We start from the raw sequence: 25,996 nt of genomic DNA on the forward strand, positions 1-25,996 counted from the left end.
CACCAGTCCTGCTGCTCCATGAGGAACCGAAAATGGCACCTAAGGAAAAATACATCCCGTCCGAAACCGAAAAAGCGTTTTTGTCGACGGTCACCAACGGGAAGTATGATCGCGAGATCATCACCGGACTAAAGAAATTTGTCGATGGTTCCGTCCCTCAGGATATGCAGGGTTTCTATTCCAAGGAAGAACTCGACGCCATCATGGAATTGGACGGCACGGATAAGGACCTCCAAGCCCGTATGCCGGTAAAAATCACTCGGCATTACTTTGAACAGGCGCTGAAATCCAAAGCTATTCAAACCCTGGTCAAGGCAAGCCCCAAGGAAACTTACGACTTAGATGGAGCCGAAGATCCCGGCAAGCAAATGTCCTACAGCCCGGTCGAAGGTCTGATCCACAAGTATGAGCTGGGTCTGATCTATGTGGCCTCAACCTGTTCTGCGCACTGCCGGTTCTGCTACCGCGAAGAGCTGATCGCCAAGAAAGAGATCACCCGTGAAGACGGCACAGTAGCCGCCAAAGGTTTGGCGAAGATCAAAGATATCGTTGACTATGTGCTCGAGCATAACCGACTGGTCGATGAAAACAGTGGTCGCCACCCGGAAACCAACCGCGAACGCCTGCGTGAAATCCTCATGTCCGGTGGCGACCCGATGGTTCTGGGCAACAAGAACATTGCCCAGTGGCTCGGCGCTCTGTCCGAGGCCGGCATTGAAAGCATCCGCATCGGCACCAAAGAACTCGCTTTCTATCCTGAGCGCTTTGACGAGACGTTCTTTGCCATGCTGGACGCTTTTCACGAAGCCTATCCACAAACCAATCTTCGAATGATGGTGCACTTTAACCACCCCGACGAATTTCTGGCAAAAGACCCTGACGGCAACTACATCGAACACGCCCAAGGTGGCCTCGAGTGGATCCCCGCCACACGTGCCTCGGTCAAAGAATTTGCCCGTCGCTCTTGGATTAACATCGACAACCAGTCGCCGATCATTGCGGGCATCAACGATGACAGTGACGCCCTGCGCATCATGCAGCGTGAGCTAAAGCGCAACGGAGTTGAAAACCACTATTTCTTCTGCGGTCGCGACATCGTTGGCCACAAGGCGTTCAACGTGCCGATCGAAAAAGCTTGGCACATCCTGAACGAGTCGCAAAAAGGCCTATCAGGGGTCGAAGCCCACGCGCGCCTGTCGATCACCCACTACAAGGGCAAGACCGAAGTAGCCGCTGTCACCAACACACTTTTCCCGGGCGTCAAAGGTGGCGAAAACGGTGTGGTGATCTTCAAGCTGCTGCGCTCGGCTGCGGATGCGCCGGATCGCTGCAAGGTGACCATTGTGGGTCGCAACGAAGAAGCCATTTGGTTCAGCGGCTATGATGATCGTGTGATCATGGATGAGGCAGAGCTTTTTTCCATGTACGACATCCAGCCGCTCACGGCCATTGCTGCCGAGTAACCCTTTCGCGCCCACCCTTTTGGGGGCGCGCACAACTGCCAAGGTTAATCCCATGACTTATGTTGTCACCGACAACTGCATCCAATGCAAATACACGGATTGTGTCGAGGTCTGTCCCGTTGAGTGCTTCTATGAAGGCCCCAACTTCCTGGTGATCCACCCGGGTGAATGCATCGACTGCGATGACTGCGTCGACGTCTGCCCGGCAAACGCGATCTTTAACGAGGACGACCTGCCCGAGGACAAGAAGCACTTCCTCGCCCTGAACGAGGAGCTGGCACAGATCTGGCCGCAAATCACGGACCAGAAAGACCCACTGCCCGATGCAGCCAAATGGGACGGTGTAGCAGGCAAACTGGAACACTTGGATAAATCGGTGCCAGAGGGCTGAACATGTCTGAACAATCGAAAAGCGCCGCATTGTATGACCGCGCCAAGCAGGTCATGCCCGGTGGCTGTAGCCGCAACACAATACTGCGCAAACCGCATCCGATCTACGCCGCCAAGGGCAAAGGCTGCTTTGTCACTGACATCGAAGGCGTCAAGCGTATCGACTTTGCCAATAACGTCGCCTCGCTGATCCACGGCCACGCCCACCCGCGCATTGTGCAGGCGGTGAACGCGCAACTGGCGAATGGCTCCGCCTTTACGCTCGGGACCGAAATTGAGGTCAGCTATGCTGAACAGATGGTGGCCCGCAGCCCGAATTTTGAAAAAATTCGCTTTGTGAATTCCGGCACCGAAGCGGTGATGAGTTGCATCAAGGCAGCCCGCGCCTACACCGGACGCGCCAAAATCGCCAAGGTCGAAGGCTCCTATCACGGACTTTATGATTATGCCGAGGTCAGCCAGACTGCCAAGCCAGCCAGTTGGGGTGCCGCTGACGCGCCCAACAGCGTGCCAGTCGCCAAGGGCACGCCGCAATCTGCGCTTGATGATGTAGTTGTCATTCCGTTCAACGACTCAGAGCGAGCGATTGCTATTTTGGACGCGCACAAGACAGAGATCGCTGGCATCGTGATTGATCTGCTGCCCCACCGGATTGGCGTCATCCCTGCGCAACCCGCCTTTGTCGAGGCTTTGCGCAATTGGGCAACCGCCAATGGAGTACTGATGATCATCGACGAAGTGATCACTTTCCGCACCAATTTTGGCGGCGCTCAGGAAAGCTACAACATCAAATCCGACCTTACCGCGATGGGTAAGATGATTGGTGGTGGTTTCCCGGTTGGAGCCATCGCTGGTCGTGCAGATGTGATGGATGTGATGGACCCAACAAACGGCCCAGCGGCCTTTCCACACTACGGGACATTTAACGCCAACCCGATCACCATGACCGCTGGATCAGTTACGATGGGGATGTTCGATCAATCCGCCGTAACCAACTTAAATGCGCTGGCGGACAAAGCCCGCGCCGCTCTGGCAGAGGCCATTCGCATTGCAGATGTCCCGGCCTGCGTAACCGGGCGCGGATCAATGTTCCGTATCCACATGAAAGAACAGGCGCCAACAACCTACCGCAACGCCTTTGTTGGGCCCGACGAGCAAGCCTGCATCAGTGCGTTGCTGGATCACATGTTCGATAACGGGCTGATCATGATCGAGACCTGCTCGGGGCTATTATCGACCGCAATGACCCAAGCTGAAATCGATCAATTGGCGGATACCGTCCTGAACGGTCTTCGCAAAATCAAACCACTTCTTTTGGCAACCGCGGCCTAACCACCCAGCACGCCACCTCAAAGTAACAAAAAGGGTAGAAAAAATGACCGTACAAGACACAATCACCTCAAGCCATCAGGACATCATCTCGGCTTGTCAGTTGAGCCCCGAAGAGACAACTGGCGGCGCGCTGGCCGTAACCACACCTGTTGATGGCAGCGTCATCGCAAACGTTCACGTCCATTCTGTTGAAGATGCAGACGCAATGATCGCCAAAGGCGTTGAAGCGTTTAAAGCCTGGCGCAAGGTCCCTGCCCCGCGTCGCGGCGAACTGGTCCGCTTGCTGGGTGAAGAACTGCGCGCCGAGAAAGAAAACCTTGGTCGTCTGGTGACTTTGGAATGCGGCAAGATCTACCAAGAAGGTCTGGGCGAAGTTCAGGAAATGATCGACATCTGTGACTTCGCCGTTGGCTTGTCACGCCAGTTGTATGGTCTGACCATCGCATCCGAGCGCCCCGGTCACACCATGCGTGAAACTTGGCATCCAAGCGGCATTTGCGGCATTATCACCGCCTTCAACTTCCCCGTCGCCCCATGGTGCTGGAACGCTGCATTGGCTCTGGTCTGTGGTGATCCGGTTATCGCCAAGCCATCTGAGAAGACCCCACTGACCCAATTGGCCGTCCAGAAAATCTGTGACCGTGCGATGGCTAAGTTCGGCTCAGATGCGCCAGAAGGCCTGATCCAGTCCCTGATCGGTGAGCGTGAAGTAGGACAGGCTCTGACAGCTTCCAAAGATGTTGCCATCATCTCAGCAACCGGCTCTGTTCCAATGGGCAAGGCCGTTGCTGCGGACATGTCCAAACGTCTGGGCAAAACCATTCTGGAGCTGGGCGGCAACAACGCGATGATCGTTGCGCCGTCTGCTGACCTCGACATGGCCCTTCGCGCCATCGTGTTCTCGGCTGTTGGTACCGCTGGTCAGCGCTGCACCTCGCTGCGCCGCTTGGTTGTACACGAAGACATCTATGACGACCTGATGCCGCGCCTGATCAAAGTCTATGCTGGCCTTAAGGTTGGCAGCCCACTGGCACCCACAACTCTGGTTGGCCCGCTAATCGACCAGGGTTCCATGAACCAGATGAACAAAGCGCTTGAACAGGCCAAGGTTGAAGGCGGCAAAGTTCACGGTGGCGGTCAGACATTGACCGCAGACTATCCAGAAGCGGCCTACGTTTCACCTGCGATTGTTGAGATGCCTGCGCAATCCGCGATCATGCACACTGAAACCTTCGCGCCAATCCTGTATGCAGTGAAATACTCCGATCTGGACGACGCTATCGCACTGCAAAATGCGGTCCCTCAAGGCCTGTCCTCCTGCATCTTCTCGACTGACGTTCGAGAAACAGAAGAGTTCCTGTCGGCGGTTGGCTCTGACTGTGGCATTGCCAACGTCAACATTGGCCCCTCAGGTGCTGAAATCGGTGGTGCGTTCGGTGGTGAAAAGGAAACCGGCGGCGGTCGTGAAAGTGGATCTGACGCGTGGAAATCCTACATGCGCCGTCAAACAAGCACCGTGAATTATTCCCGCGAGCTGCCTTTGGCTCAAGGGATCGTGTTTGATATCTAAATAAAACTCAGGGCCGGGAGACCACTTTGGGCTCCCGGCCCTGAGTTTCAGTTGGTAATCCACCGCACTTCATGGGTGGTTTTGAAATTGGCTCATGTAAATAAGACAGTTTCCAGTGCACAACAGACAACAATACTGTTGCTGCAACGAGTTAGTCTGCATATTCATTGTTCAATGGCCAAGCAGACGAGGACCGTTTTGAACCGTGCAGCATTGAAGCCCCATCACCTATTTCTCTTTATTATCGTTTTCCTTTGGCTCAGCCCATTTGCGCAAGCTGAAGACAGCCTTCCCAAGCCCCCAGAGTACGTAGGCTCTGAAACCTGTACGTCCTGTCATGCAGAGGCGGCTGAAGATTGGAAGGGCTCGCATCATGCCCTTGCTTGGACCGCCCCCAGCGATGAAACAGTTGTTGGTCTCTTCGATGGCAGGTCTTTTTCACATCAGGGCACCACCTCTCGGTTTTCCAAAGAAGATGGGCGGTTTTTAATCGACACAAGCGATGTCAAAGGCGGACCACAGCAATACGAAGTTGTTGGTGTAGCTGGGATCGAACCGCTTCAGCAGTACATCGTTGAAACTGAACCTGGGCGCCTGCAATCCTTTGATGTGGTATGGGATGTGGAGCAGAACCGCTGGTTTCATCTCTATCCTGATCAGGAACTTACAGCTGATGATGGGCTGCATTGGAGTGGTCCATATAAGAATTGGAATGCCCGCTGTGCAGAATGCCACGCCACCGGGTTTGAAAAGAATTACGACCCCAAAACCGAGATGTATCAAAGTCGACAAGTAGAGATCGGCGTTGGGTGTGAAGCTTGTCATGGCCCGGCCCAGGCGCATGTTGAGTGGGCGGAAACAGGGGTGCCTGTGGATGTGACCAAATGGGCAGGAACCAATGATATTGGGTTGCTGATCAATTTGCCTTCGGATGACTCTGCTGAGGCTGAATTACGTGGATATTTGGCCGGAACGCAGCAGCGGCTTAGCCGGTTAAGCCAAACAGAAACACAGATCCAGCAATGTGCCGGGTGCCACTCGCGCCGTGAACCGTTTGAAGGTGGTAACCCGCTCCCCGGCACGCCGTTTCACGATGCCTATCGACTAAGCAACCTCCGGGAAGGTCTGTATCACCCGGACGGGCAGATTGAGGATGAGGTCTATGCTTATGGGTCGTTCCTGCAATCCAAGATGTATGCCAATGGCGTCACCTGTACCAATTGCCACAACCCCCATACCGCCGAGGTAAAGCTGGAAGGGAATGCCCTATGTGGGCAATGTCATTCGCCAGCCGGAAACCCGGATTTTCCGAGCCTTGCATTGAAAGAATACGACGATCCCTCGCATACGTTTCATGCCGAAGGCAGCACCGGTGCCGAATGCAAAAGCTGCCACATGATTGAGCGCACCTATATGGGCGTTGATGGTCGCCGCGATCATTCATTCCGTATCCCACGTCCAGATCTGAGCCTGCAAACACAGGCTCCGAATGCCTGCAATGACTGCCACGACGATCAGACCTACGGTTGGGCAGCGGATGCGGTTGCCAGTTGGTATCCAAATAGCGCCAAACGCGGACCGCATTTTTCGCAAATTCTGGCTAAGGGTCGCAACGACCTGCGTGGTCAGGGCGAGGCGTTAGTTGGTTTGGCAGAATATGATGCATTGCCCGCCATCGTGCGAGCCACCGCGTTGGATATGCTTGTGCCGCTGACCAATCCGGCGTTGGCGACAAGACTGGAGCCGCTGTTGTCCAACCCCGAACCGTTGATCCGGGTTGCAGCCATTTCCATTCAGCGCGGCGCCCCCGAGACGGAACGATCAGCCCGCCTTGTTGGCCTGTTGGGGGATCCAGTAAAGGCCGTGCGTATTGCTGCAGCGCGTGGTTTTTTGGGGATGCGGATTGCCTATATGCCCGAGAAGATGAACCAGGATCTGAATGTTGCAATGGGCGAATGGCAGACGTCACTGGCAGCCAAGGCGGATTTCCCCGAGGCGCAGCTGGTGCTGGCTGGCATTGGGCTGACCACGCGGCGGATGGATGTTGCGTTGAATGCCTTTGGCGAGGCTGTGGAAATGGATCCGCAATTGACCCAGGCCTGGGTCATGATGATCCGCATTCATGATGCGTTGGGTGATCGGCAGGCGGCGATTGAAACAGTTCACAACGCTTTGGAAAAGAACCCGAATGATGTGCAACTCAACCTGATGCGGGCCGATATCGGCGGATAACCTGCTGGCATCAACGTCACCAAAAAAACTCCTAGACCCGAGGACCATGGAATGCTTATGTTGGGTTTGGTGGAAGGTGAGCTTTAATATTCATCCAGCAATTGCAATGTGTTGGTGATTTTGGATGAAGTGTATCCGGTTTGATTAAACATAGCTGACCTAATTCTTACGATTAATCGCTGTCCGCACGACTTGTGTTGGCAATTGCGCAAAAACCCAATTTTAGGGAGTTGAAAATGATCAAAGACATTCGTGACAAAGGGACCGGCCTTTTACTGGGCATAGGCGCGTTGACGGCTGTGGCAGCTTTGGCAGCAGCCCCGGCAATGGCGCAGGATAAGCCAAACATTCTGGTAATCTGGGGCGATGATATCGGCCAGTCCAACATCTCAGCCTACACAATGGGGCTGATGGGATACCGGACACCCAGTATCGACAGAATTGCTGCCGAAGGCATGATCTTTACCGACTACTATGGTGAGCAGTCCTGCACGGCCGGCCGTTCGTCGTACATCATGGGCCAAAGTGTGTTCCGTACCGGCCTGTCCAAGGTTGGCCTTCCCGGCGCCAAAGAGGGCATGCGGGTTGAAGATCCGACCATTGCGGGCCTGCTAAAGGCCGAAGGGTATGTGACGGGTCAGTTTGGTAAGAACCACCTTGGCGATCTGGATGAAATGCTGCCAACCAATCACGGCTTTGATGAGTTTTTTGGCAATCTGTACCACCTGAACGCAGAAGAAGAGCCCGAGAACGAAGACTATCCTACTGACGTGGTTCTGGCCGACGGACGCACCTTCCGCGAAGCCTTTGGGCCACGCGGCGTGATCCGCTCCGCCGCGGACGGCACCGTTGAAGACACCGGCCCACTGACCAAGAAGCGCATGGAAACTGTGGATGATGAAACCGTCGCCGCGGCGCTGGATTTCATGCAGCGCGCGGTTGATCAGGAAAAACCGTTTTATGTCTGGTGGAACGGCACACGGATGCACTTCCGTACCCACGTAAAGGACGAGCTGCGCGGCATTTCCGGTCAGGATGAATATTCTGATGGCATGGTAGAACACGACATGCATGTTGGTCAGTTGCTGGACAAAGTGGACGAGCTGGGCATCGCCGATAATACCATCGTGCATTATTCGACCGACAACGGCGTGCACATGAACACTTGGCCGGATGCGGGAATGACCCCATTCTTTGGTGAGAAAAACACCAACTGGGAAGGTGGCTGGCGGGTGCCGTCGATTGTGCGCTGGCCCGGAAAAATCGAAGCCGGTTCCGTTAGCAATGAAATCATGCACCACATGGACTGGTTGCCGACCTTTATGGCGGCTGCGGGCAACCCCGACATCAAGGCTCAGCTGAAAGAAGGCGGAGTTCAGGCTATTGGTCGTGAGTACAACGTTCATTTGGACGGCTACAATTTCTTGCCAGTTTTGACCGGAGAGCAAGAAGAGGGACCGCGCAAAGAGATTTTCTACTTCTCGGACGACGGAGACCTGACAGCACTGCGCTATGAAGACTGGAAGATGATTTTCCTGGAGCAAAAAGCCTACACCACCTTGCGTGCTTGGGTTGAACCCTGGACCGAATTGCGTGTTCCGCTGATCTTTAACCTGCGTCGCGACCCATATGAGCGCGCATATCGGACGTCCAATACATATTGGGATTGGGTGATTGATCGCGTCTATCTGCTGGTACCTGCGCAGGCTTATGTGGGTCAGTTCCTTGCGACATTCGAAGAATTCCCACCTCGCCAAAAAGCGGCCTCTTTCTCACTGTCGCAAGTGATGGAGAAAATGACCTCCAATCTGGGCAGCAACTAAACCACGGTGTCCCCAATTGCTTGGGGGCACTTACGGCGCCGGGGGATCTTTCATCGGCGCCATTTCATTTATCAGTTTTAAGCGCGACAGTTTCAGTCCCCCTTGGCGTGGGTCTTTCGCCGCACATAAAGAGGTTTTCTATGCTGCAACAGTCTGTGAAATTCTATTCGGCCTTGATTGCTGCGGGCCTTGCGATGCCGACTGCCGGAACCGCCCAAACCACCTCTTCCCCGCCACGTTTGGTCTTACAAATTACCGTTGATCAACTGCGCGCCGATCTTATTGCACGATATTCTCAGGGATATGGTGACGGCGGTTTTAACTACCTCCTGCGCAATGGTGCTGTGTATCAGAACGCCCATCACCGTCACGCCAATACCGAAACCATTGTTGGCCATACCACACTGGCCACCGGCGCAGACCCTGCGATTCATGGCATGGTGGCCAATCTTTGGTATGACCGCAAAGCGGGACGGCAGTACTACAATGTGCAGGACGAAGAATTCCCGCTACTGGGCGCGCATGGTGTGGACCAAGACGACGAGATTGACCCAACCCAACGGGCGGCTACGACAGATGGACGATCGCCACGCGCGATTTTGACCACGACCGTTTCCGATGAAATCGCTGATTTCTTTGGCCCGGATGCCAAGGTGTTTGGTGTCTCGGTCAAAGATCGTGGTGCCATTTCAATGGCGGGCCATGCCGGGACAGCCTATTGGTTTTCCAAGTCCGAAGGGCGGTTTGTCACCAGCACCTATTATCGCGATGCCTATCCAGACTGGGTAGGGGCCTGGCAGGATAAGGGATTGGTTGAATCCTATGCTGGCACACAATGGACACTGTCCCAACCAGCTGAGACCTACCGATTTGCCGAGCTTGATGATCAGCCCTGGGAAACGGATCTACCTGGATGGGGAACTGTGTTCCCTCATGAATACGGCCCAGCGGACAATCCGTATTTCACCACGTTTCTAACCCTTAGCCCAGCCGGCGATGCACTGACTGTGGATTTCGCCAAAACCCTGATTGATGTCGAACAGGTCGGCGCGGATGAGGTCACCGATTATCTATCAATCAGCCTGTCATCGACGGATTACGTCGGCCATATTTTTGGCCCCTCAAGCCTGGAGTCTGAGGACAATCTAAAGCAGTTGGATGGGCAGCTTGCTGACCTACTTTCCTACGTCGATGCGCGGGTTGGGTTACGCAATACGTTGGTTATCTTATCCGCGGATCATGGCGGAGCCGAAAACCCCGGGTACCTGGAAACATTGGGGATTGAGGCGCAGATGTTCAGCTTTGATAGCCTTGATACAACACCGGGTGCGCAGCGTTTGAAGGATGCATTTGGGGTTGGCCGAGAGCTGATCCAGAATTTCTCGGCGCCCTATGTCTATCTTGATCAAACGCTAATTGCAGAACGGGGATTGGACGCAGATGAGGTGGAGCGCGCGGTGGCGCAAGAGCTTCAGCAACTACCCGGTATTGCCTTTGCCGTTTCAAGTTCTGCCCTGCGGCGTGGACAGGTGGCGGACACGTCGATCAGCCAATCGGTGCTGCGCAATTTTCACCCGGATAGATCGGGCGACATCTATGTGGTGTTTGAACCGCATTGGTTCATTGGCGATCTGGATGGGCTAAGCGTTGCAGCGGCACATGGGTCTCCGTGGAGCTATGACAGTCATGTGCCGCTGATTTTTGCTGGGCCGGGCATCAAGGCAAAAACCGTGGTGCGCCGGGTTGAAACAGTCGACATTGCCCCGACAATCACCACTTATCTTGGCACCAAGCTGCCGTCTGGCGTATCCGGCGTGCCGCTTGTTGAAGTCTTCGAATAGTTCTGCAAAACACCACACCTTTGGCGAGGTTCTAGATGAACGCACATAACGATATTTTAGCCCTGCAAAACCGCATTGCCCAGTCGATCATTGGCCAAAAAGCGGTGGTTGAGAGTTTGGTTATTGGTGTTTTGGCCAATGGTAACCTACTGGTCGAGGGCTTGCCAGGTTTAGCCAAAACACGGGCGATCAAGGCTCTTGCGAAAAATCTGGATGCTCAGTTCTCGCGCATTCAGTTCACCCCGGATCTGTTGCCGTCGGATGTAACCGGAACCGAGGTTTATACCCAGACCGCCGAGGGTGGCAGCTTTCGGTTTGATCCGGGTCCTATCTTTGCCAACATTGTGTTGGCGGATGAAATCAACCGCGCCCCGGCCAAGGTGCAGGCCGCCTTGCTAGAGGCGATGGAAGAGCGTCAGGTGACAGTCGCTGGCACTACCCACAAAATGGAACCGCTGTTCACGGTGATGGCAACCCAGAACCCCATCGAACAGGAGGGCACCTATCCGCTGCCCGAGGCGCAGATGGATCGCTTTCTGATGCACGTCAATATCACCTATCCACCGGTGGAAGATGAGGTTGAAGTGATCCGTTTGGTGCGAAGAGAAGAGATCGCCGCATTAGACGGCCGCAAAGGCAACAAGCCAAAGAAAGAAAAACCGCCTGCCATTTCACAAGAGGCGGTATTCACCGCGCGGGCGGAAATTGGTCAAATCCACGTCTCGGATGAAATGGATCGTTATATGGCAGATCTGGTGCAAGCGACCCGAACGCCCGGTGCTGTTAGTGATGATCTGGCGCGTTGGATTGAAATTGGCTCTAGCCCACGTGCGTCGCTGGCGCTGGATAAATGTAGCCGTGCCCATGCTTGGCTGCACCAGCGTGACTATGTTGATCCGCAGGATCTGCGCGCAGTGGTGCACAATGTGCTGCGCCACCGTTTGACGCTCAGTTTTGAGGCACAAGGCGATGGCAAGCAGCCTGATGACGTCGTGGATGAAATTATCAAGCTGGTGGCCCTGCCCTAAGAGACGAGGTCTGCATGTCGCAGCATGACAACTCCACTCAGGATCCCCGTATCTATGTCTCTGCCGAGCAACTGCGAAGGCTGGGCCCCCGCGCCCGTTCGCTCACCCTGCTGGCTCGTCAACCTGCCCGATCAGTACTGAATGGACGACACGCCTCGCGTCTACGAGGCCGTGGATTGGATTTCGAGGAGCTGCGTCACTACATGCCCGGCGACGATGTGCGTACCATAGACTGGAAAGTGACCGCCCGCACCGGCGAGCCTCATGTACGAGTCTATACCGAAGAACGGGACCGTCAGACACTTCTGTTGGTCGATCAAAGGGTGTCGATGTTCTTTGGCTCTCAGGTCTACATGAAATCAGTAGTTGCCGCCGAAGCTGCGGCACTTGTCGCGCAACGAGTGCTGGCACAGGGAGATCGGGTTGGTGGATTTGTATTTGGGGATGATAGCATTGCCGAACACCGCCCCCAGCGCCGTGCTGTCGCCTTAAACCAGTTTCTTAGCTCGGTTGCCAAAGCAAATAATATGCTGAATGCAGATCTGCGCCCACAAGGCTCAATCGAACTGAACGACGTCCTTCAAAAAGCGTCTCGAATTGTTGGGAGCAATGCGCTGGTCCTTGTGTTCTCTGATTTTGACGGGCTGAACACGCAGAGCGAACAGCTGATACGCAAACTGTCGGCAGCAAATGATCTGATCCTGTTTCCCGTCACCGATGCACTAGCAAAACAGCTACCTCCAACCATGCGGGCGGCAATTTCCGACGGCAATTTGCAGGCCGATTTTGATGCCCGAAACCCTGCCCTTCGCGCTCGGATCAAGGCGACATTTCTCGACCGAGTGAAAGATCTGGAGCATTGGTCGCAACGTTATGGATTTCCGTTGGCACCTTTGGGGACGCAGGTCCCGGCGTTAGATCAATTGATGCGATTGTTTGGCCTGCGAGGTGGCATAGGATGAGCCAGCACCTAGACGGATTGAACCTGGTTGAATTGTTGGATCTGCTTGAGCCGGTTCCACAACCCATACCAATTTCCATGGCACCCCAGACGCCGGGGTGGATTGTTTTGGCAGTGCTGACGCTCAGCTTAATGCTGTGGGCCACAAGATATCAGCTCCGACGCTACCGGTCTAACGCATACCGCAGGGCTGCCTTGGCTGAGCTGGAACTTCTGATCACAACCGGTGAAAGCCCTGCTGAAATTTCTGTTTTACTACGTCGCACAGCTTTGGCTGCCTACCCACGCGAACAGGTGGCCAGCTTGCACGGTGACAGATGGCTACGGTTTCTGGACGCACATTTCCCCGGCGATGGGTTTAGCACTGGGCCGGGCCGCCTCCTGGCGACAGCACCTTGGCGGCCCGTTGCACCTGATCCAGCGTTGACGGCATTGGCTCGCGACTGGATTTGCAAGCACCAGCGGCATAGCGGTGAACCATGCTAACGCTGGCGTTTCCCTGGGCCCTGATCCTGTTGCCCCTGCCCTGGCTGGCTTGGCGTTTCATGCCCCCTTGGCGCGACCGAACATCTGCTCTGCGCGTTCCCTTTTTTCGGCGGGTAACAGAGGCAGCAAGGTTAACTCCGGAACCAGGCTCGGTGGTGCTTGGACGAAAGCCAATTCAAATGATCGCTGCGGTTATGGTTTGGGTGTTGGTGGTGTTGGGACTTGCGCGCCCGGAACAACTGGGGGAACCAATTGTAATCACAAGCTCTGCCCGGGACATTGTGCTGGCGCTGGATATTTCCGGGTCAATGGATGAAAGAGACTTTCGGACCCCTGAAGGCCAACCCAGACAACGGCTGGATGCGGTCAAAGATGTCATGGCGCAGTTTATTGCCGAGCGGGATGCAGACCGCATGTCATTGATCATTTTTGGCTCGCGCGCCTTTGTACAGGCCCCGTTCACTGAGGATTTGGACAGCCTGATTGGATTTCTGGATCAGACTGTGGTTGGCATGGCGGGTCCACAGACCGCACTTGGTGACGCCATCGGGCTTGCAATCCGCAGTTTTGAAACCAGCAAGGTTGACCAACGGTTGGTTATCCTACTGAGCGATGGTGCAGATACCTCCAGCAGAATGACACCGGTGAATGCCGCCAGCTTTGCCGCGCAAAAGGGGGTAACAATTTCAACCATTGGTGTTGGTGATCCAGAGGCAAGTGGAGAGGGACGGGTCGACCTTGCAGCGCTGGAAGACATCGCCAAGCGAACGGGTGGTCACTACTTTTTTGCTGATGATCAGGCCGGGTTAGAACAGATCTATGCGCAGATCGATGCACAAAACCCTCGCGAAACACAAACCCAGTCGTTTCGCCCGCGAAAAAGTCTGGCACATATCCCACTTGCAACCGCTTTGTTGCTCATCCTCATCAGCCTAATTTTTCTCCACCTGCGCAGCCTGCAGCAACACGGGGGGACCAGACTGTGATCGAGACGTTCAGCTACTTTCACTTCCTGCGCCCATTGTGGTTGCTGGCGCTCCCAGTGGTGACAGCCCTCTGGGTCTGGATCAGATGGCGACCACGGCAAAGCTCTAGACTTCAGGCTGACGCGATCGCGCCCCATCTGCTGACTGCATTGCAAGTCGGTGGCTCTGCCCCGCGCAAACTCCTACCCATCGACGGAGTTCTACTCGCCGCATGCCTTTTAGCATTGGCAGTGGCGGGCCCGACATGGACCCGCGAACCAAACCCGTTGCTAGAAAACTCTGCGCCGCTGGTGGTGGCTCTCAAAGTGACGGACAGTATGCTGAACGGTGATTTGGCACCTACCCGTCTGGATCGCGCAAGGTTCAAGCTACAGGACTTGATAACTAAGCGCGCCGGTGCACGAACTGCGGTGATCGCCTATTCCGGATCAGCACACCGCGTCTCCCCACTGACCGAAGATGCCAATATATTGCGCCCCCTACTGGACGGCCTTGCACCAGAAGTCATGCCCATATCAGGCAATGATGCTGGTGCAGCTCTCGCACTGGCCGAAGAGATTTTAGACAAATCTAGCACCCCAGGTGCCATTCTATTTTTATTCGATGATTTTGACCCGTCCGACCTAGCTAGTTTTAGAAGTCAAAAGGACTCGCCGCGCTCTCCGGTAATTTTTCTGGTCACCGCGCCAAGCGGCCTTGCTTTACCTCAACTGGATCGGGTCCCCAACTCTGACGTTATTCGCTTAACAGTAGACGACAGGGACCTGAACCAAATCAACCGCCGACTAAATGCTGTTTATATCGCTGCCCTGGCGGGCGATGAACGCTTGCGCTGGCAAGATCGCGGTTGGCTGCTTGCTTGGCCAGTGGCCTTACTGGTTCTGATTTGGTTCCGTCCGGGTTGGACAATGCGATGGGCAATGTTTGCAGGCATTCTGCTTGGAGCGACGTCCCCGAAAACTGCAAATGCAGAAGGCTGGATAGATTGGTTTTTGACATCCGACCAGCAAGGCCAAATAGCATACAACAATCTGGAGTTTTCCCGTGCCGGGGATCTGTTCATTGCCCCATATTGGAGAGGGTATGCCAAATTTAGGGCGGGTCAGTATGCTGATGCAGCACAAGTGTTTGCCACAATTGACACGCCAGAGGCAGCCTTGGCAGAAGGCATGGCACTCATTCGGAACCGACAGTATCGGCCTGCAATTGCAGCGTTTGAAGTCGCGATTGAGCGCCGCACCGATTACCCCGAAGCGGAAACGAACCTGGAAATTGCCCGAGCCATTCTGGACTATGTTGAAACAACCCGTGCGCAGTCCGACACCGGTGAAGATACCGGGATTGGCGCTGATGACATGGTGTTTGACAATGAGGCGGGTCAAGGCGCGGACAGCAGAATTGTAGCACCTAAAGAAAATGCTGCGCCCCTAACCAGCGAACAGTGGATCTCGGCAATCGATACCAACATGGGAGACTTCTTGCGCAGCAGGTTCCTGTTGGAACAGTCAATGAGGAAGCCATGACTTTGCGGCTGATTTTTTCGATGTTGATCTTCGCTCTTATGGGATTCCATGTCGCTGCGCAGGAACGTCCGCCTCAGGCTGGCAGCCCGCGCCTAAGCGTTACATTGTCCGATGGGCCGTATATAGTTGGGCAACCAATTACCCTACGTGTCAAAATTCTAGTCCCGACATGGATGCCAACTCCTCCTGTCTACCCAAGTTTTGAACAGCCCAATTTGTTGATACGGCTCCCCGAACGATCAACGCATCCGGTCAGCGAGACAATCTCGGGAGAGACCTGGTCAGGAACGTCACGCACCTATCAGCTCTACCCTTTGGAGTTGGGGGCATTCCGGATACCTAGCCAATCCGTGCAAATCACCTCTGCCGGTCCATCAGCCCAACCGGTTAAAACTGAACATCAGCTGGAAGCTATTTCATTCACCGCCGAGTTGCCAAAAGGCGCTGAGATGATGGAACCACCCGTTATCGTTGCCTCGGACTTCTCCTTGGACCAAGAGTTCTCTGAACTGGAGGAATTGAATGTTGGTGATGCGCTGACACGCCGTGTGATAGCGCAGATTGAGGGCACCACCGCAATCTTAATTCCATCTCTGATCCCAACTCCTATCCAGTCGACATCCGAAACGGGTGAAGAACAACTTAGCTCTCTGCGTGGTTATCCAAAGGATCCAACCATAGAAGAGAGCGTCGAAAGAGGATCCCTGTCAGGAAACCGCATAGAAGAAGTTAGTTATTTGGCTCAAGTGGGAGGATCGGCAACCCTGCCCTCAATCGAAATTGAATGGTTCAACATCGATATGGGAACAGTCGAAACTGCGCGATTGGACGCCTTAACGGTTCAGGTGGCGAAACCACCGGAGGCTCGTCGTGCCCCCAGTGAGCGCGCTCTACAATTGGCTACAGCATTAGCTTTCTTAGCCTTGGCTGTATTGGTGTTGCACAGCTTTAGACCCAGACTGCACAATTACATACAGATATTGAAAACACGTTGGATGAGTTCAGAGCTCTTTGCGCGCAGGGCGGTGCAACAGTCCATCAAGTCTGAGGACTTGTGGCAACTTCAAGCCAAGCTTGCGACTTGGGGAGACCATTTCCCCTCCCTCACACCATCCCAATGTTGTGAAATTGAACAAGCTCTGACCCAGGTTGGTCGTGGTCTCTATGGTCCCTCAACTTCAAACAGAACAACTACCAACAAAACAACGGCTGACTGCCACAAACAGTGGAAGGCTGTAAAACATGCATATACCCGGCTATGTAGCCAAGCAAAAGCCGACAAAAAACGGCAGACCGGCACCAACAGTCTACCTGGTCTGAATCCACCCCCCGTGTCTCCGCCACCTCATCAGTAAACAAACGCTGAACCCGTCGTACAAGTTCATTAACACTGGTCGATTGCGCAATAGTTGTTCTGCTTGCCAGCCAACTATTCAATGACACCGATCCATCATCCGATGATTAAAAACATACCGTTTGGTACAAATGGGGCTGCAATCATCCCAAATGCAGAACGGGCCCCATTCTGCTGCTTTGTAGCCAGTGAGTAACCGCCACATTGCGCAACCTGCCAAGGTGCCTGACAACAGTTGGATCGTTCAAACTGTTTTCTTACGTCCAATGCATTGACGGATGGTAGGATTGATACACATGGTTTCTGTATGGGCACGACCCAACAGTATTGGACCCAAACATTGAAATTTGAAGCGTCCTGATATCAGTAAAGTCGCCGGGGTTGCAAAAACTCCCCTTTCGCGTGATGTTTATCTTGGGCGCTCCACTTTGGGGAGAATGTTTGAGCTCCGGTAATTTCCACGGTCCCCCGGCTCAGAGCTAAACCAGAAATGAGATATTTTAAGATAAATAGTGAGGTTAGGGTATATGAAAAGGTTTTGGCGCAATCACGCGGTGTTAGCCGACTTACCAGATTGTGGTAACGAGTGCTCGCCAACAGATTTTTGTTCTAATGTCCCTCCCCCCCCTCACAAACCTGCAATAAACAAGTCCGCACTACCATATCAGCGGTTAAAGGACTCGCATTCGGAGGATATTCGCCATGGGTGAGTATGACGTTAGAGGCCCCGAACTAAAGAAAATGATCAAACTTGCACGCAAGCAATCGATCCCTTTTGGTTACAATCCCGGTACAGGTCCAAAGGATGACTATTTTGGTCTTGATAAGCGAAAACCCCCGAAAACCGTTGGTAAAGCAGCCCTAGATGAAGGCGTCGGGAAAAAAGCTGCTTTTGGCACTGTGACAGTTGATGGCAAAGTAATGTCTTTGACCTGCCTACGCGTCGTCCCTTCAATTGCCAAAAAGCTGAAGAAATATCTGAAGTCTGAAAAAGTCTCTTTGAATGTTGAAATTCTCGATGAAGGCGGCTCAGTACTCGAGTCTGACATAGACGAAAGCCTACCAGACGAATCCGAACCTGCACCACCAGCGCCATCAGCTCCGTCTGAGCCATCTGAGCCATCAGCACCGGAAATGAGTGAACTAACAGCACAACTCAAGGCCTTGGCGCAGCGCATTCAAGGGCTTGAAGCCGGTGTTAGTGGTCCCTTCGTAAAGCTGTACAAACAACTGGCCGCGTTCCTGAAGGAAGGCGACAGCGCCCGCGTCGAGGCTGGGATCGAAAAGGTTACCCAGGCTTTGGATAAACTAAAGGCTCCGGAGGGAGCAGAAGAGCAAGCACAAAAGCCACCCGAGCCTCCTGAAGATGGCGCTGGCGAAGAGGCCGAGGCGGGTCCAAATGCAGCCAAATGGATCGCCGCGCGCGATAAGATGGAACCTCATGTTCTTGAAGCCCTAAAACTCAATACCAGTAAAACGTCAAAAATTCGCGCTGTCTGGGCCTTTGCCAATGAAAAGGCTGATGGAGACAAGCCCAATTTCGCTGCCGCACTCAAAGCTTTGGTGCCATTAGCCAGTCTAATTGCCGAAGCACGCTCCGAAACCAAGTCCGAAACCCAGGTCGCAGCTGAAGCGCGCAAGGAGGACGCCGGGGAACGCGTCGATAAGCTCAAAACTGAATGCGACATCAGTGTCGCCCGTATGCGCCCTGCAATCGAAAAACGCTTGGCTATGAAAGCCGAAGGCAACGACAAGCTTCGTCAAGCTTGGATGATTGCACAGGACAAAGCGGTAAACGGCGAATATGCAACTGCGCTGGACTACCTAAAGCGCATCAATGCTGTTCTGGCCAAGCCACCCGTCGAGGCCGCTGATAAACCAGAGCCAGAAAAGCTCAAAGCCAAATCTCTGATGTTCCAAGACATAGGCGCTGCCGTCAAAACCGTTGCAGCAGCCAAACAGGAAATAGGGAAATTCCCGGACACGCCATCAGGGGAATGGGCAACGATCCTGGATGGGGCAACCAAGGCATTAAATGAAATACCGGACACGGCCGAAGACAATGAAATTAAGGCGGCTATCAAAGACGCTGAAAACAAGACCGAAGGTGTGCTTGCGGATATGGGCGCGGCCATGGCTGAGCGCGAGATCTGGCTGAAGGAACTTGCTGTTTTCAAGGAACGCATGAAGATCCTAAGCAGCCACGCCATGCACGCGATTGAGCCCATCGCAGGCAAAATCAAAGAAATCACTGATGCGCTGGCAGCCGCTGAAACCGCCGCAAAAACAGAACGCAAATATGTGGCAGGCAAGAAAGAACTCGCACGTCTGCGTGATCTTGCAGACAAGGCCGAGATCTATGCCGATGAACTGTCTCATTACACAGAAATTGCGAAGGGCAGAAAAATCCTGTTCGATGCCTTGCCCGGGGCCGCACCTGGTGGAGCGCACCAGTCACTTGTGGACGCATTGGCCAAAGCCAAATCCGTCTGGGCCGAAGCCGAAGTTCATAAGGGGGCAGGCAAATTTAAAGAGGGTGTGGCCAAATTAAACGAAATGCGAACAGCCCACGAAGACTATGTCAAACTTCATGTTCTTCATGGCAAATACAATTCGCGACGTGTCCAATTCCGGACTGATTTAGACGGCCTCTTGAACGGGTTGGGGACACTCAAAACCAACGCAGAAGCTGTTGAGGGCGCGAACAGTTCGGTGGAATTGGGTTTAACCAAATTAGCCGCGCCACTTGAAACAACATATACCGATGCGACGGTCGCAAAGATCGGCTATCGCGCCGCACATGAAAAAATGGGGCGTGATCTCGGTATCTTGTATCGTATTCTGTACCCTAGGAAAGCAGCTGCCAAAAACTATGTGACGGCACTCGAGAATTTCGACAAAGCGTATGCCAAGGGCCCGCTGAACCTGAAAACCCACCCCGGGATTGAAGGGATCAGAGAATACGTGGATCTCATGGGGCGTGACTTGAAGGGGGCACAGGAGGCTGCCAAGAAATTCAAGTTTGGTCTGGCCGAAAAATTGCTGAAAGTGACTGAGGGCAAGTGGGCCACTTGGGATCAGCTTGGCAAAGATTACAAGGCGTACAAAGACAAGTACGACGTGGTTAACCCGAAATTTGAAGAGCAGGTCAAAGATCTCGACTGGGATTCCAATACCTTCTTCGATGCCGCGGATTTGGCCGATACAATGAATGCGGCGGCTGATGCTCGGGTGGCCAAAGATTACAAACGCGCCAAAACCGAACTTGAGTCAGCTGAAAAACTGATCGAATATGTCAAAACGCTTAAGGAAAAAGACGCCAAATCCAAAGAGGCCCTAGAAGGCAGCGACGACAAGCTTGGAAAGATCGACACCGAGTTTGACAGTGCTTTCAAGGTATTCACCGACCTGAAAGGCTTGGTTACAAGTGGCGACAAGGACAATGTTTTTCAGTCCGAGGTGCAGCGCGCCGAAGCTGAAGCGAAAAAAGCCAGTGATGTAAAAGATCAAAAGGATGCGGACCCAAAACAGATGGCCAAGGATCTGCAGGCTGCCATCGACATTCTCAAACCGTTGGTCCTGAAAGGCGATCGCGCCCAAATCTATAAAACAACGTTGGCTAAGGTCGAACAAGAGATCACCGATCTCAAAGCCCTCCCTGGCGATCAGAAACCGGCTGCCAAAGATGATTGGGAGGCGATGGAGAAGCTGGTTGCGGAGGCCAAAGAAGCGGTGAAATCACCAGACTTCGATTTCCAAACCGGCGAAGCCTTGATGAACGACGCCCTGCGCAAGGGGCGTGATGCGCGCAAAAAGGCCGAGATTAATCCAAAAATCAAAGCTGTACTCGACGATCAATATGGGCCTGTAAAGAACGTTGCCGACATGAAGGCAAAACCAAATGGTGCGGCGCTGTTTGACAAAGAAATCAAGCTGCTAAGTGGCCACATCAAAGAGATCGAAGACCACAAAAAAGCTGGTGATTACGAAAAAGCCTATGAGGTCGCCAAAGAGAGCCTGAAAATAGGCGAACCGGTTTGGAACAAGGTTAAAGCCTACGAAGATGTCTTGGACGAATATACAAACAAAGTCGGTCCGATGAAGGTCACGTATAATGCGTATGATCAAGTCGTAAAAGATGAGAGAAAAGACAAAATTGCCGGCCTGGAAGAGGCCTATAAGAAGCTCATGCTTGCGCATGATTTCAAGGGCGCCATTAGGTTATGCTTCAATATCAAAATGGAAATCTGGAGCTGCATGGGGCACCAGAAAACTCTGGACCCCTGGAAAGTAGCCCGGGTAACAGCCGTTGCTAAAATCAAAGATGTTGACGACGTAAAGAACGACGCCGTTACCGACGACTTGGACAAGTTGAACAAATTGCTGACCTCTGCCGACGCCACGGCAAAGGAGTTCAAATACAAAGAAGCCTGCAAAATTGTTGAACCGATTGCCGACCAGTCTGCTGCTCTGGTCACTGCCGCAGGGTTGTTCAAGGCCTTTGCTGAATCCAAGAAAACAGCCGAACAAGAAATCGCAAAGCTTAATGACAAAGACCAAGTCAAAATGCTTATGGATCGTGTCGACCAAAAGCTTAAAAATGCACAAGGCCGGGCCACTGAAAAAGACTACGCTGGCGCAAAACGGCTGGCTGATCAAATCCCCGATGATGTGGCCAAAGCTCTGTTGGTTGACAACAAAAATGCCGCCCTTGGTGAGCTTTCCGATGAACTGACGACGTTGGATAAGGACGATGGTGAGGCGATTAAGAAATCAATTGCCAAAGCACGCGAGCTGGTTGAGCAGCTCTCAACTTCGCCAGATAATGCATTTGTTCTTCCAGGGTTGATCCCCGTCAACAAGGGCTTGAAAGCGGCTGAAGAAAAGGCCGACACTGATGGCGTCGCTGCGACGAAGCTGCTGGAAGCCGTGATTGCCTCCTGCAAAACACTCCAGACTGGGCTTTGGCATTTCGATCAGCTCAAAACGGTTGCCGGGCGTGCTGAGAAACGGTTCGAACCACTGGAAGAAAACCACACCGGGAAAGAGCATGTCGCCGAAGAAGCTGCTAAAATCAAGCTCCGCATTGCCGCTCTGAAAGTGGACGCAATTGCGTCAGGCAAGACCGAAGCTGGTTTTGCAGCAGCCGAAGTCATATTTGCCGACATTATCCGGGTTATGGCGCTTCGCGGTGGTTTCAGGGAATACAAAGACCGAGCAGACCTATTCGATGCCCGGTTGCTGGTTCTGGACAAACATCCGCACCGGTACGCCATTAAGGAATCCTTGGATAAAATCCGGACCAACCTGGCACAGGCTGCAGGGGACGCATCGTTAGACAAATTCCCCGAAGCTAAAAAGAACCTCGACAAGGTCGAGACAGCCCTGCTCGACGCAGAAATCGAAGTCAAGATGCGCAACAACGAGCCGCCAGACGCCAATCAATTGAAGGCCTTGATGAAGCGTGACGATGGCATGGAAAAACTAGACGAAATCGTGAAAGGCACCAAAACCAGCGAAGGTCTGGATGAAGCCACCAAGAGAAAGGTCATTAAGGCGGCGTTCGAAGCACGGTTCGGTTGCAAACTGGTTGTGACAAACAAAGAGATGACACACTGGGCCGATTTAGAAGGTAAAGGGCCCAATCTCGCGCGCATGTATGAGACGATGAGCCAATTGCCGCCGTCAGATACCAATGTAAACGACAGCCTTATGGAATACTGGACTTCCGACAAAGGTGGCGGGTCATCCTTCAATGGGGCGACCAAAATGGCGAAGGTACGCGAGGGTAATACCAAGTACTCGTGGGATTACGGTTTTGGTGACGAATATGAAGTCGGCGAAGTCGATCCAAAATGTGTACCCAAGAACACCGACCCCGTCGAAGCGCTGGATTGGAACACCATTCACGAGGTCGGGCACGCCGTTGATGACAACCAGAAGTATATGGAGAAAAACGGGAAGAAACTAGCTGGGTGGGAGTTCCACTTTGGTGATTTCACACCCGTGGCCAAGGCGATCGCGAAACATTACTCCTATGACTATTCCTATGCACTCGCCTATATTTCCGGGAATACAGATCCACCCACACCTAGGGCGCCAGAAAAAGTCGAACCCGAAACTTGGGAGCGAAACCGTGTACGGCTTATATCTCATGTGGATGATTGCCGCGCTTCAGGAAACCCATGGATGAGTGCTTCGGGCGCGAAAAAACTGGCCGTAAAAGATGGCGGAACTGATCGGATATTCCATGAGGCATATGTAGGCAGGTGGGTAAGCTACGACGCCTCTGCCCGATCAGAGGCGATCACTGGATATCAATTCAGAGCCCCGGCTGAATGGTTTTCTGAGCTCTACGCAGCCTACCATTGCGACAAGCTGGGCGACCAGCATCCTGCAGTAGATTGGCTATCCAAGATCTCACCCAAGAAGAAGCCGCAATAGGAGTTTTGTAATGTCATTGTTTGTTTCAATGCATGTTGATTGCCCTGAATGCGATCACACCAATACAATGGATGCAGTAGGCAGCGTAAATGCGGACAGGCGGCCGGATCTAAGGGAGGAAATCTTAGAAGACCAGTTTCAAATCATAAAGTGCGCCAATTGCGATACCGAGTTTCGACTGCAGCCTGAGTTCAACTACCTGGATGTGGAAAATGGGTTGTGGATCCTTGCAATGCCTGCAGCTGGCGTTGCGGACTACATCGAGAACGAAGACAAGACCACGGCCTTGTTCGGAACATCTTACGGTGCTGATGCTCCTGACGCTGCTCAAACTGTTGGAGATAACTTGACGTGTCGTCTGACTTTTGGCTGGCTTGCCGCGCGCGAAAAACTGGTACTTCGGATTGCCGGTCTCGACGACATAATTGTCGAAATGATGAAGATGGATCTGCTGCGTCGTATGCCGGGAGCCCATTTCGACATTGGTGTGGAGCTTCGGGTAACGTCTGTTTCCGATGAAAACCTTGAACTTGCCTGGGTTCGGGCGGAGTCAGAGGAAGCATTGGAGTTCATGGCCGTCAGCAAAGAAGCCTATTTCAGTGTTGAAAATGCGCGAGATCAATGGGGCGGTATAGAAGCGCAGTTAACCGATGGTCCATTTGTGGATATCCAGAAGCTGTTTCTCGGAAGCGGGCGGAACCAAGACGCGGCAGAGTAACCACTTTAAGAAGCTTTGCAGGTGTTTGGGACACCTTGTGTCTGCGAAGCATTTACAGGAACGGGAGTTAGACCTGACCACCGTGTTCCTTCAACATTTCTATCATTTTGTCGCGCATGACGAATTTCTGTGGTTTGCCGGTGATTGTCATAGGCAAGTCTGAAACGATGCGGATGTGACGGGGGATTTTGTAATGTGCTATTTGCCCTTTGCAGAAAGCTTTAAGATCCTCCTCGGTCAATTCGGCACCGGGTTTGGCAACGGCCCAGGCGCAGACATCTTCGCCTAGGCGTTTATCCGGGATGCCGAACACCTGTACCTCGCTGATGCTAGGGTGGGTAAATAGAAACTCTTCGATTTCACGTGGATAGATGTTTTCACCACCACGGATAATCATGTCTTTTACGCGGCCGACAATTGAACAGAATCCTTCGGTGTCAAACACTGCCAGGTCGCCGGTGTGCATCCAGCCATCAACGATGCTGTCAGCGGTTTTGTCCGCGTCGTCCCAATAGCCCTTCATCACCGAATAACCGCGGGTGCAAAGCTCACCTTGCTCGCCCACTGGAACAATCTCGCCGGTTTTGGCGACAATTTTGGCCTCTAGATGCGGATGGACCCGACCAACGGTTTCACACCGTTTCTGCGTCGTATCGGTCACAAAGCTTTGGAAGGACACGGGCGAGGTTTCGGTCATGCCGTAGCAGATTGTCACCTCTTTCATGTTCATATCGCTGTTGACCCGTTGCATCACATCCACTGGACAGGGGGCGCCTGCCATGATGCCGGTGCGCAGGCTGCTGAGATCGCGGGGCTTTGCCATCAGATCCTCGAGCATGGCGACAAACATGGTCGGCACGCCGTAAACAGCGGTGCAGCGTTCGTTGGACAACACGTCCAGGGTTTGCCCGGCCTCAAAGGCCTCACCCGGGAACACCATGGCTGCGCCTGTGCTGACCGCGCCAAGCGAGCCGAGCACCATCCCAAAGCAATGGTAAAGCGGCACAGGGATCGCCAAGCGGTCGCTTTCAGTTAGATTGATCCGGTTGGTCGAAAACCGCGCGTTGTTAACGATGTTGTAATGCGACAGGGTAGCGCCCTTGGGCGCGCCGGTGGTGCCGGAGGTGAATTGAATGTTGATTGCGTCATCCGGGTTCAGCGTTTTGTCGATTGTTGGCAGCCGCAACTGCTGCGCGGGACCGCCTAGTTTACAGACTTGATCAAACGAATAGACACCCGGGTCTGTATCCGGCCCCATCACAACCACACTGCGCAAGTCAGGCACCCTAGCCGCCCGCAATTGCCCTGGTTTGCAAGTTTCAAGCTCAGGGGCCAACTGTCGGATCATGTCCAGATAGTTGGAAGATTTGAAGGCTCGCGCCGTGACTAGGGCTTTGCACCCTACTTTGTTCAGCGCGTATTCCAGCTCGTTCAGCCGGTAGGCTGGGTTGATATTGACCAGAACAACTCCGATCCGCGCGGTGGCAAATTGCGTCAGCACCCATTCGCAGCGGTTGGGTGACCATATGCCAACCCTGTCGCCTTTGGTCAGGCCCAGTGCCAGCAAGCCAGAAGCCAGCTCATCCACGGCCCGGTCGAGCTCGTAATAGCTCATCCGGATGCCTTGTTCGGCAAAGATCATGGCGTCGCGGGGACCAAACCGCGACACGGCCTCGCGCAGAAGCTGGGGAATGGTGGCATAGACCAGTGGCGGTTCATTTGCCCCCCGCAGATAAGACTGTCCGTTTTGCGGGGCGGATGTCTCGCAGTTGCTCTCGACATTCTGGCCAAGGTCCAGAATTTTGCCTGCCAAGCTTTCGTTCAAAATTGACATTGCCATCTCAC

At 53.5% G+C, this 25,996-nt stretch carries 16 protein-coding genes; 15 read left to right on the forward strand and 1 reads right to left on the reverse strand.

The window, feature by feature from the left end:
* Positions 1-32: 32 nt before the first annotated feature.
* The 15 genes from FEE96_RS19905 (at position 33) to FEE96_RS19975 (ending at position 24,151) form a co-directional block, all read left to right on the forward strand.
* Positions 33-1,463 carry a KamA family radical SAM protein gene (locus FEE96_RS19905; protein WP_138164874.1) on the forward strand — a complete coding sequence of 477 codons (1,431 nt, stop codon included), beginning with the start codon at positions 33-35 and terminating at the stop codon, positions 1,461-1,463.
* A 52-nt stretch (positions 1,464-1,515) separates the two neighbouring features.
* Entirely contained in the window at positions 1,516-1,854 is a 339-nt protein-coding gene (fdxA, locus tag FEE96_RS19910; RefSeq protein WP_138164875.1) for a ferredoxin FdxA, read from the forward strand.
* Positions 1,855-1,856: 2 nt separating this feature from the next.
* Positions 1,857-3,185, forward strand: a complete 1,329-nt coding sequence (locus FEE96_RS19915; RefSeq protein WP_138164876.1) for an aspartate aminotransferase family protein — start codon at positions 1,857-1,859, stop codon at positions 3,183-3,185.
* A 43-nt stretch (positions 3,186-3,228) separates the two neighbouring features.
* Complete coding sequence (gene amaB, locus FEE96_RS19920) at positions 3,229-4,755, forward strand: L-piperidine-6-carboxylate dehydrogenase (RefSeq protein WP_138164877.1); 1,527 nt, start codon at positions 3,229-3,231, stop codon at positions 4,753-4,755.
* 198 nt (positions 4,756-4,953) lie between these two features.
* Complete coding sequence (locus tag FEE96_RS19925; RefSeq protein ID WP_246079523.1) at positions 4,954-6,987, forward strand: multiheme c-type cytochrome; 2,034 nt, start codon at positions 4,954-4,956, stop codon at positions 6,985-6,987.
* Positions 6,988-7,313: 326 nt separating this feature from the next.
* Positions 7,314-8,810, forward strand: a complete 1,497-nt coding sequence (locus tag FEE96_RS19930) for an arylsulfatase (RefSeq protein WP_246079527.1) — start codon at positions 7,314-7,316, stop codon at positions 8,808-8,810.
* A 140-nt stretch (positions 8,811-8,950) separates the two neighbouring features.
* Positions 8,951-10,651, forward strand: coding sequence for an alkaline phosphatase family protein (locus tag FEE96_RS19935; RefSeq protein WP_138164880.1), 1,701 nt, complete (start codon positions 8,951-8,953; stop codon positions 10,649-10,651).
* Positions 10,652-10,686: 35 nt separating this feature from the next.
* On the forward strand, positions 10,687-11,679 hold the full coding sequence (locus FEE96_RS19940) for an AAA family ATPase (protein ID WP_138164881.1): 993 nt from the start codon (positions 10,687-10,689) through the stop codon (positions 11,677-11,679).
* 14 nt (positions 11,680-11,693) lie between these two features.
* The gene (locus FEE96_RS19945; RefSeq protein WP_138164882.1) at positions 11,694-12,641 is read left to right on the forward strand and encodes a DUF58 domain-containing protein; all 948 of its coding nucleotides are present in this window, start codon (positions 11,694-11,696) and stop codon (positions 12,639-12,641) included.
* Positions 12,638-13,126, forward strand: coding sequence for a DUF4381 domain-containing protein (locus FEE96_RS19950; protein ID WP_138164883.1), 489 nt, complete (start codon positions 12,638-12,640; stop codon positions 13,124-13,126). Before FEE96_RS19945 ends, FEE96_RS19950 begins: the two co-directional genes overlap by 4 nt.
* Positions 13,120-14,112 (forward strand): vWA domain-containing protein, encoded by a 993-nt coding sequence (locus tag FEE96_RS19955; protein ID WP_138164884.1) that lies wholly within the window; start codon positions 13,120-13,122, stop codon positions 14,110-14,112. The genes FEE96_RS19950 and FEE96_RS19955 overlap by 7 nt, the downstream gene beginning before the upstream one ends.
* On the forward strand, positions 14,109-15,635 hold the full coding sequence (locus FEE96_RS19960; protein WP_138164885.1) for a VWA domain-containing protein: 1,527 nt from the start codon (positions 14,109-14,111) through the stop codon (positions 15,633-15,635). Before FEE96_RS19955 ends, FEE96_RS19960 begins: the two co-directional genes overlap by 4 nt.
* Complete coding sequence (locus FEE96_RS19965) at positions 15,632-16,990, forward strand: BatD family protein (RefSeq protein WP_138164886.1); 1,359 nt, start codon at positions 15,632-15,634, stop codon at positions 16,988-16,990. The genes FEE96_RS19960 and FEE96_RS19965 overlap by 4 nt, the downstream gene beginning before the upstream one ends.
* Before the next feature lie 701 nt (positions 16,991-17,691).
* Positions 17,692-23,433, forward strand: a complete 5,742-nt coding sequence (locus FEE96_RS19970) for a hypothetical protein (protein ID WP_138164887.1) — start codon at positions 17,692-17,694, stop codon at positions 23,431-23,433.
* Positions 23,434-23,443: 10 nt separating this feature from the next.
* The gene (locus FEE96_RS19975; RefSeq protein ID WP_246079524.1) at positions 23,444-24,151 is read left to right on the forward strand and encodes a CpXC domain-containing protein; all 708 of its coding nucleotides are present in this window, start codon (positions 23,444-23,446) and stop codon (positions 24,149-24,151) included.
* A 67-nt stretch (positions 24,152-24,218) separates the two neighbouring features.
* Here the strand turns inward: FEE96_RS19975 and FEE96_RS19980 are convergent, their stop codons facing one another.
* Positions 24,219-25,985 carry an AMP-binding protein gene (locus tag FEE96_RS19980; RefSeq protein WP_138164888.1) on the reverse strand — a complete coding sequence of 589 codons (1,767 nt, stop codon included), beginning with the start codon at positions 25,983-25,985 and terminating at the stop codon, positions 24,219-24,221.
* Between the last annotated feature and the right edge of the window lie 11 nt (positions 25,986-25,996).

The sequence above is a fragment of the Parasedimentitalea maritima genome, assembly GCF_005771405.1.
Taxonomy (GTDB): Bacteria; Pseudomonadota; Alphaproteobacteria; order Rhodobacterales; family Rhodobacteraceae; genus Parasedimentitalea; species Parasedimentitalea maritima.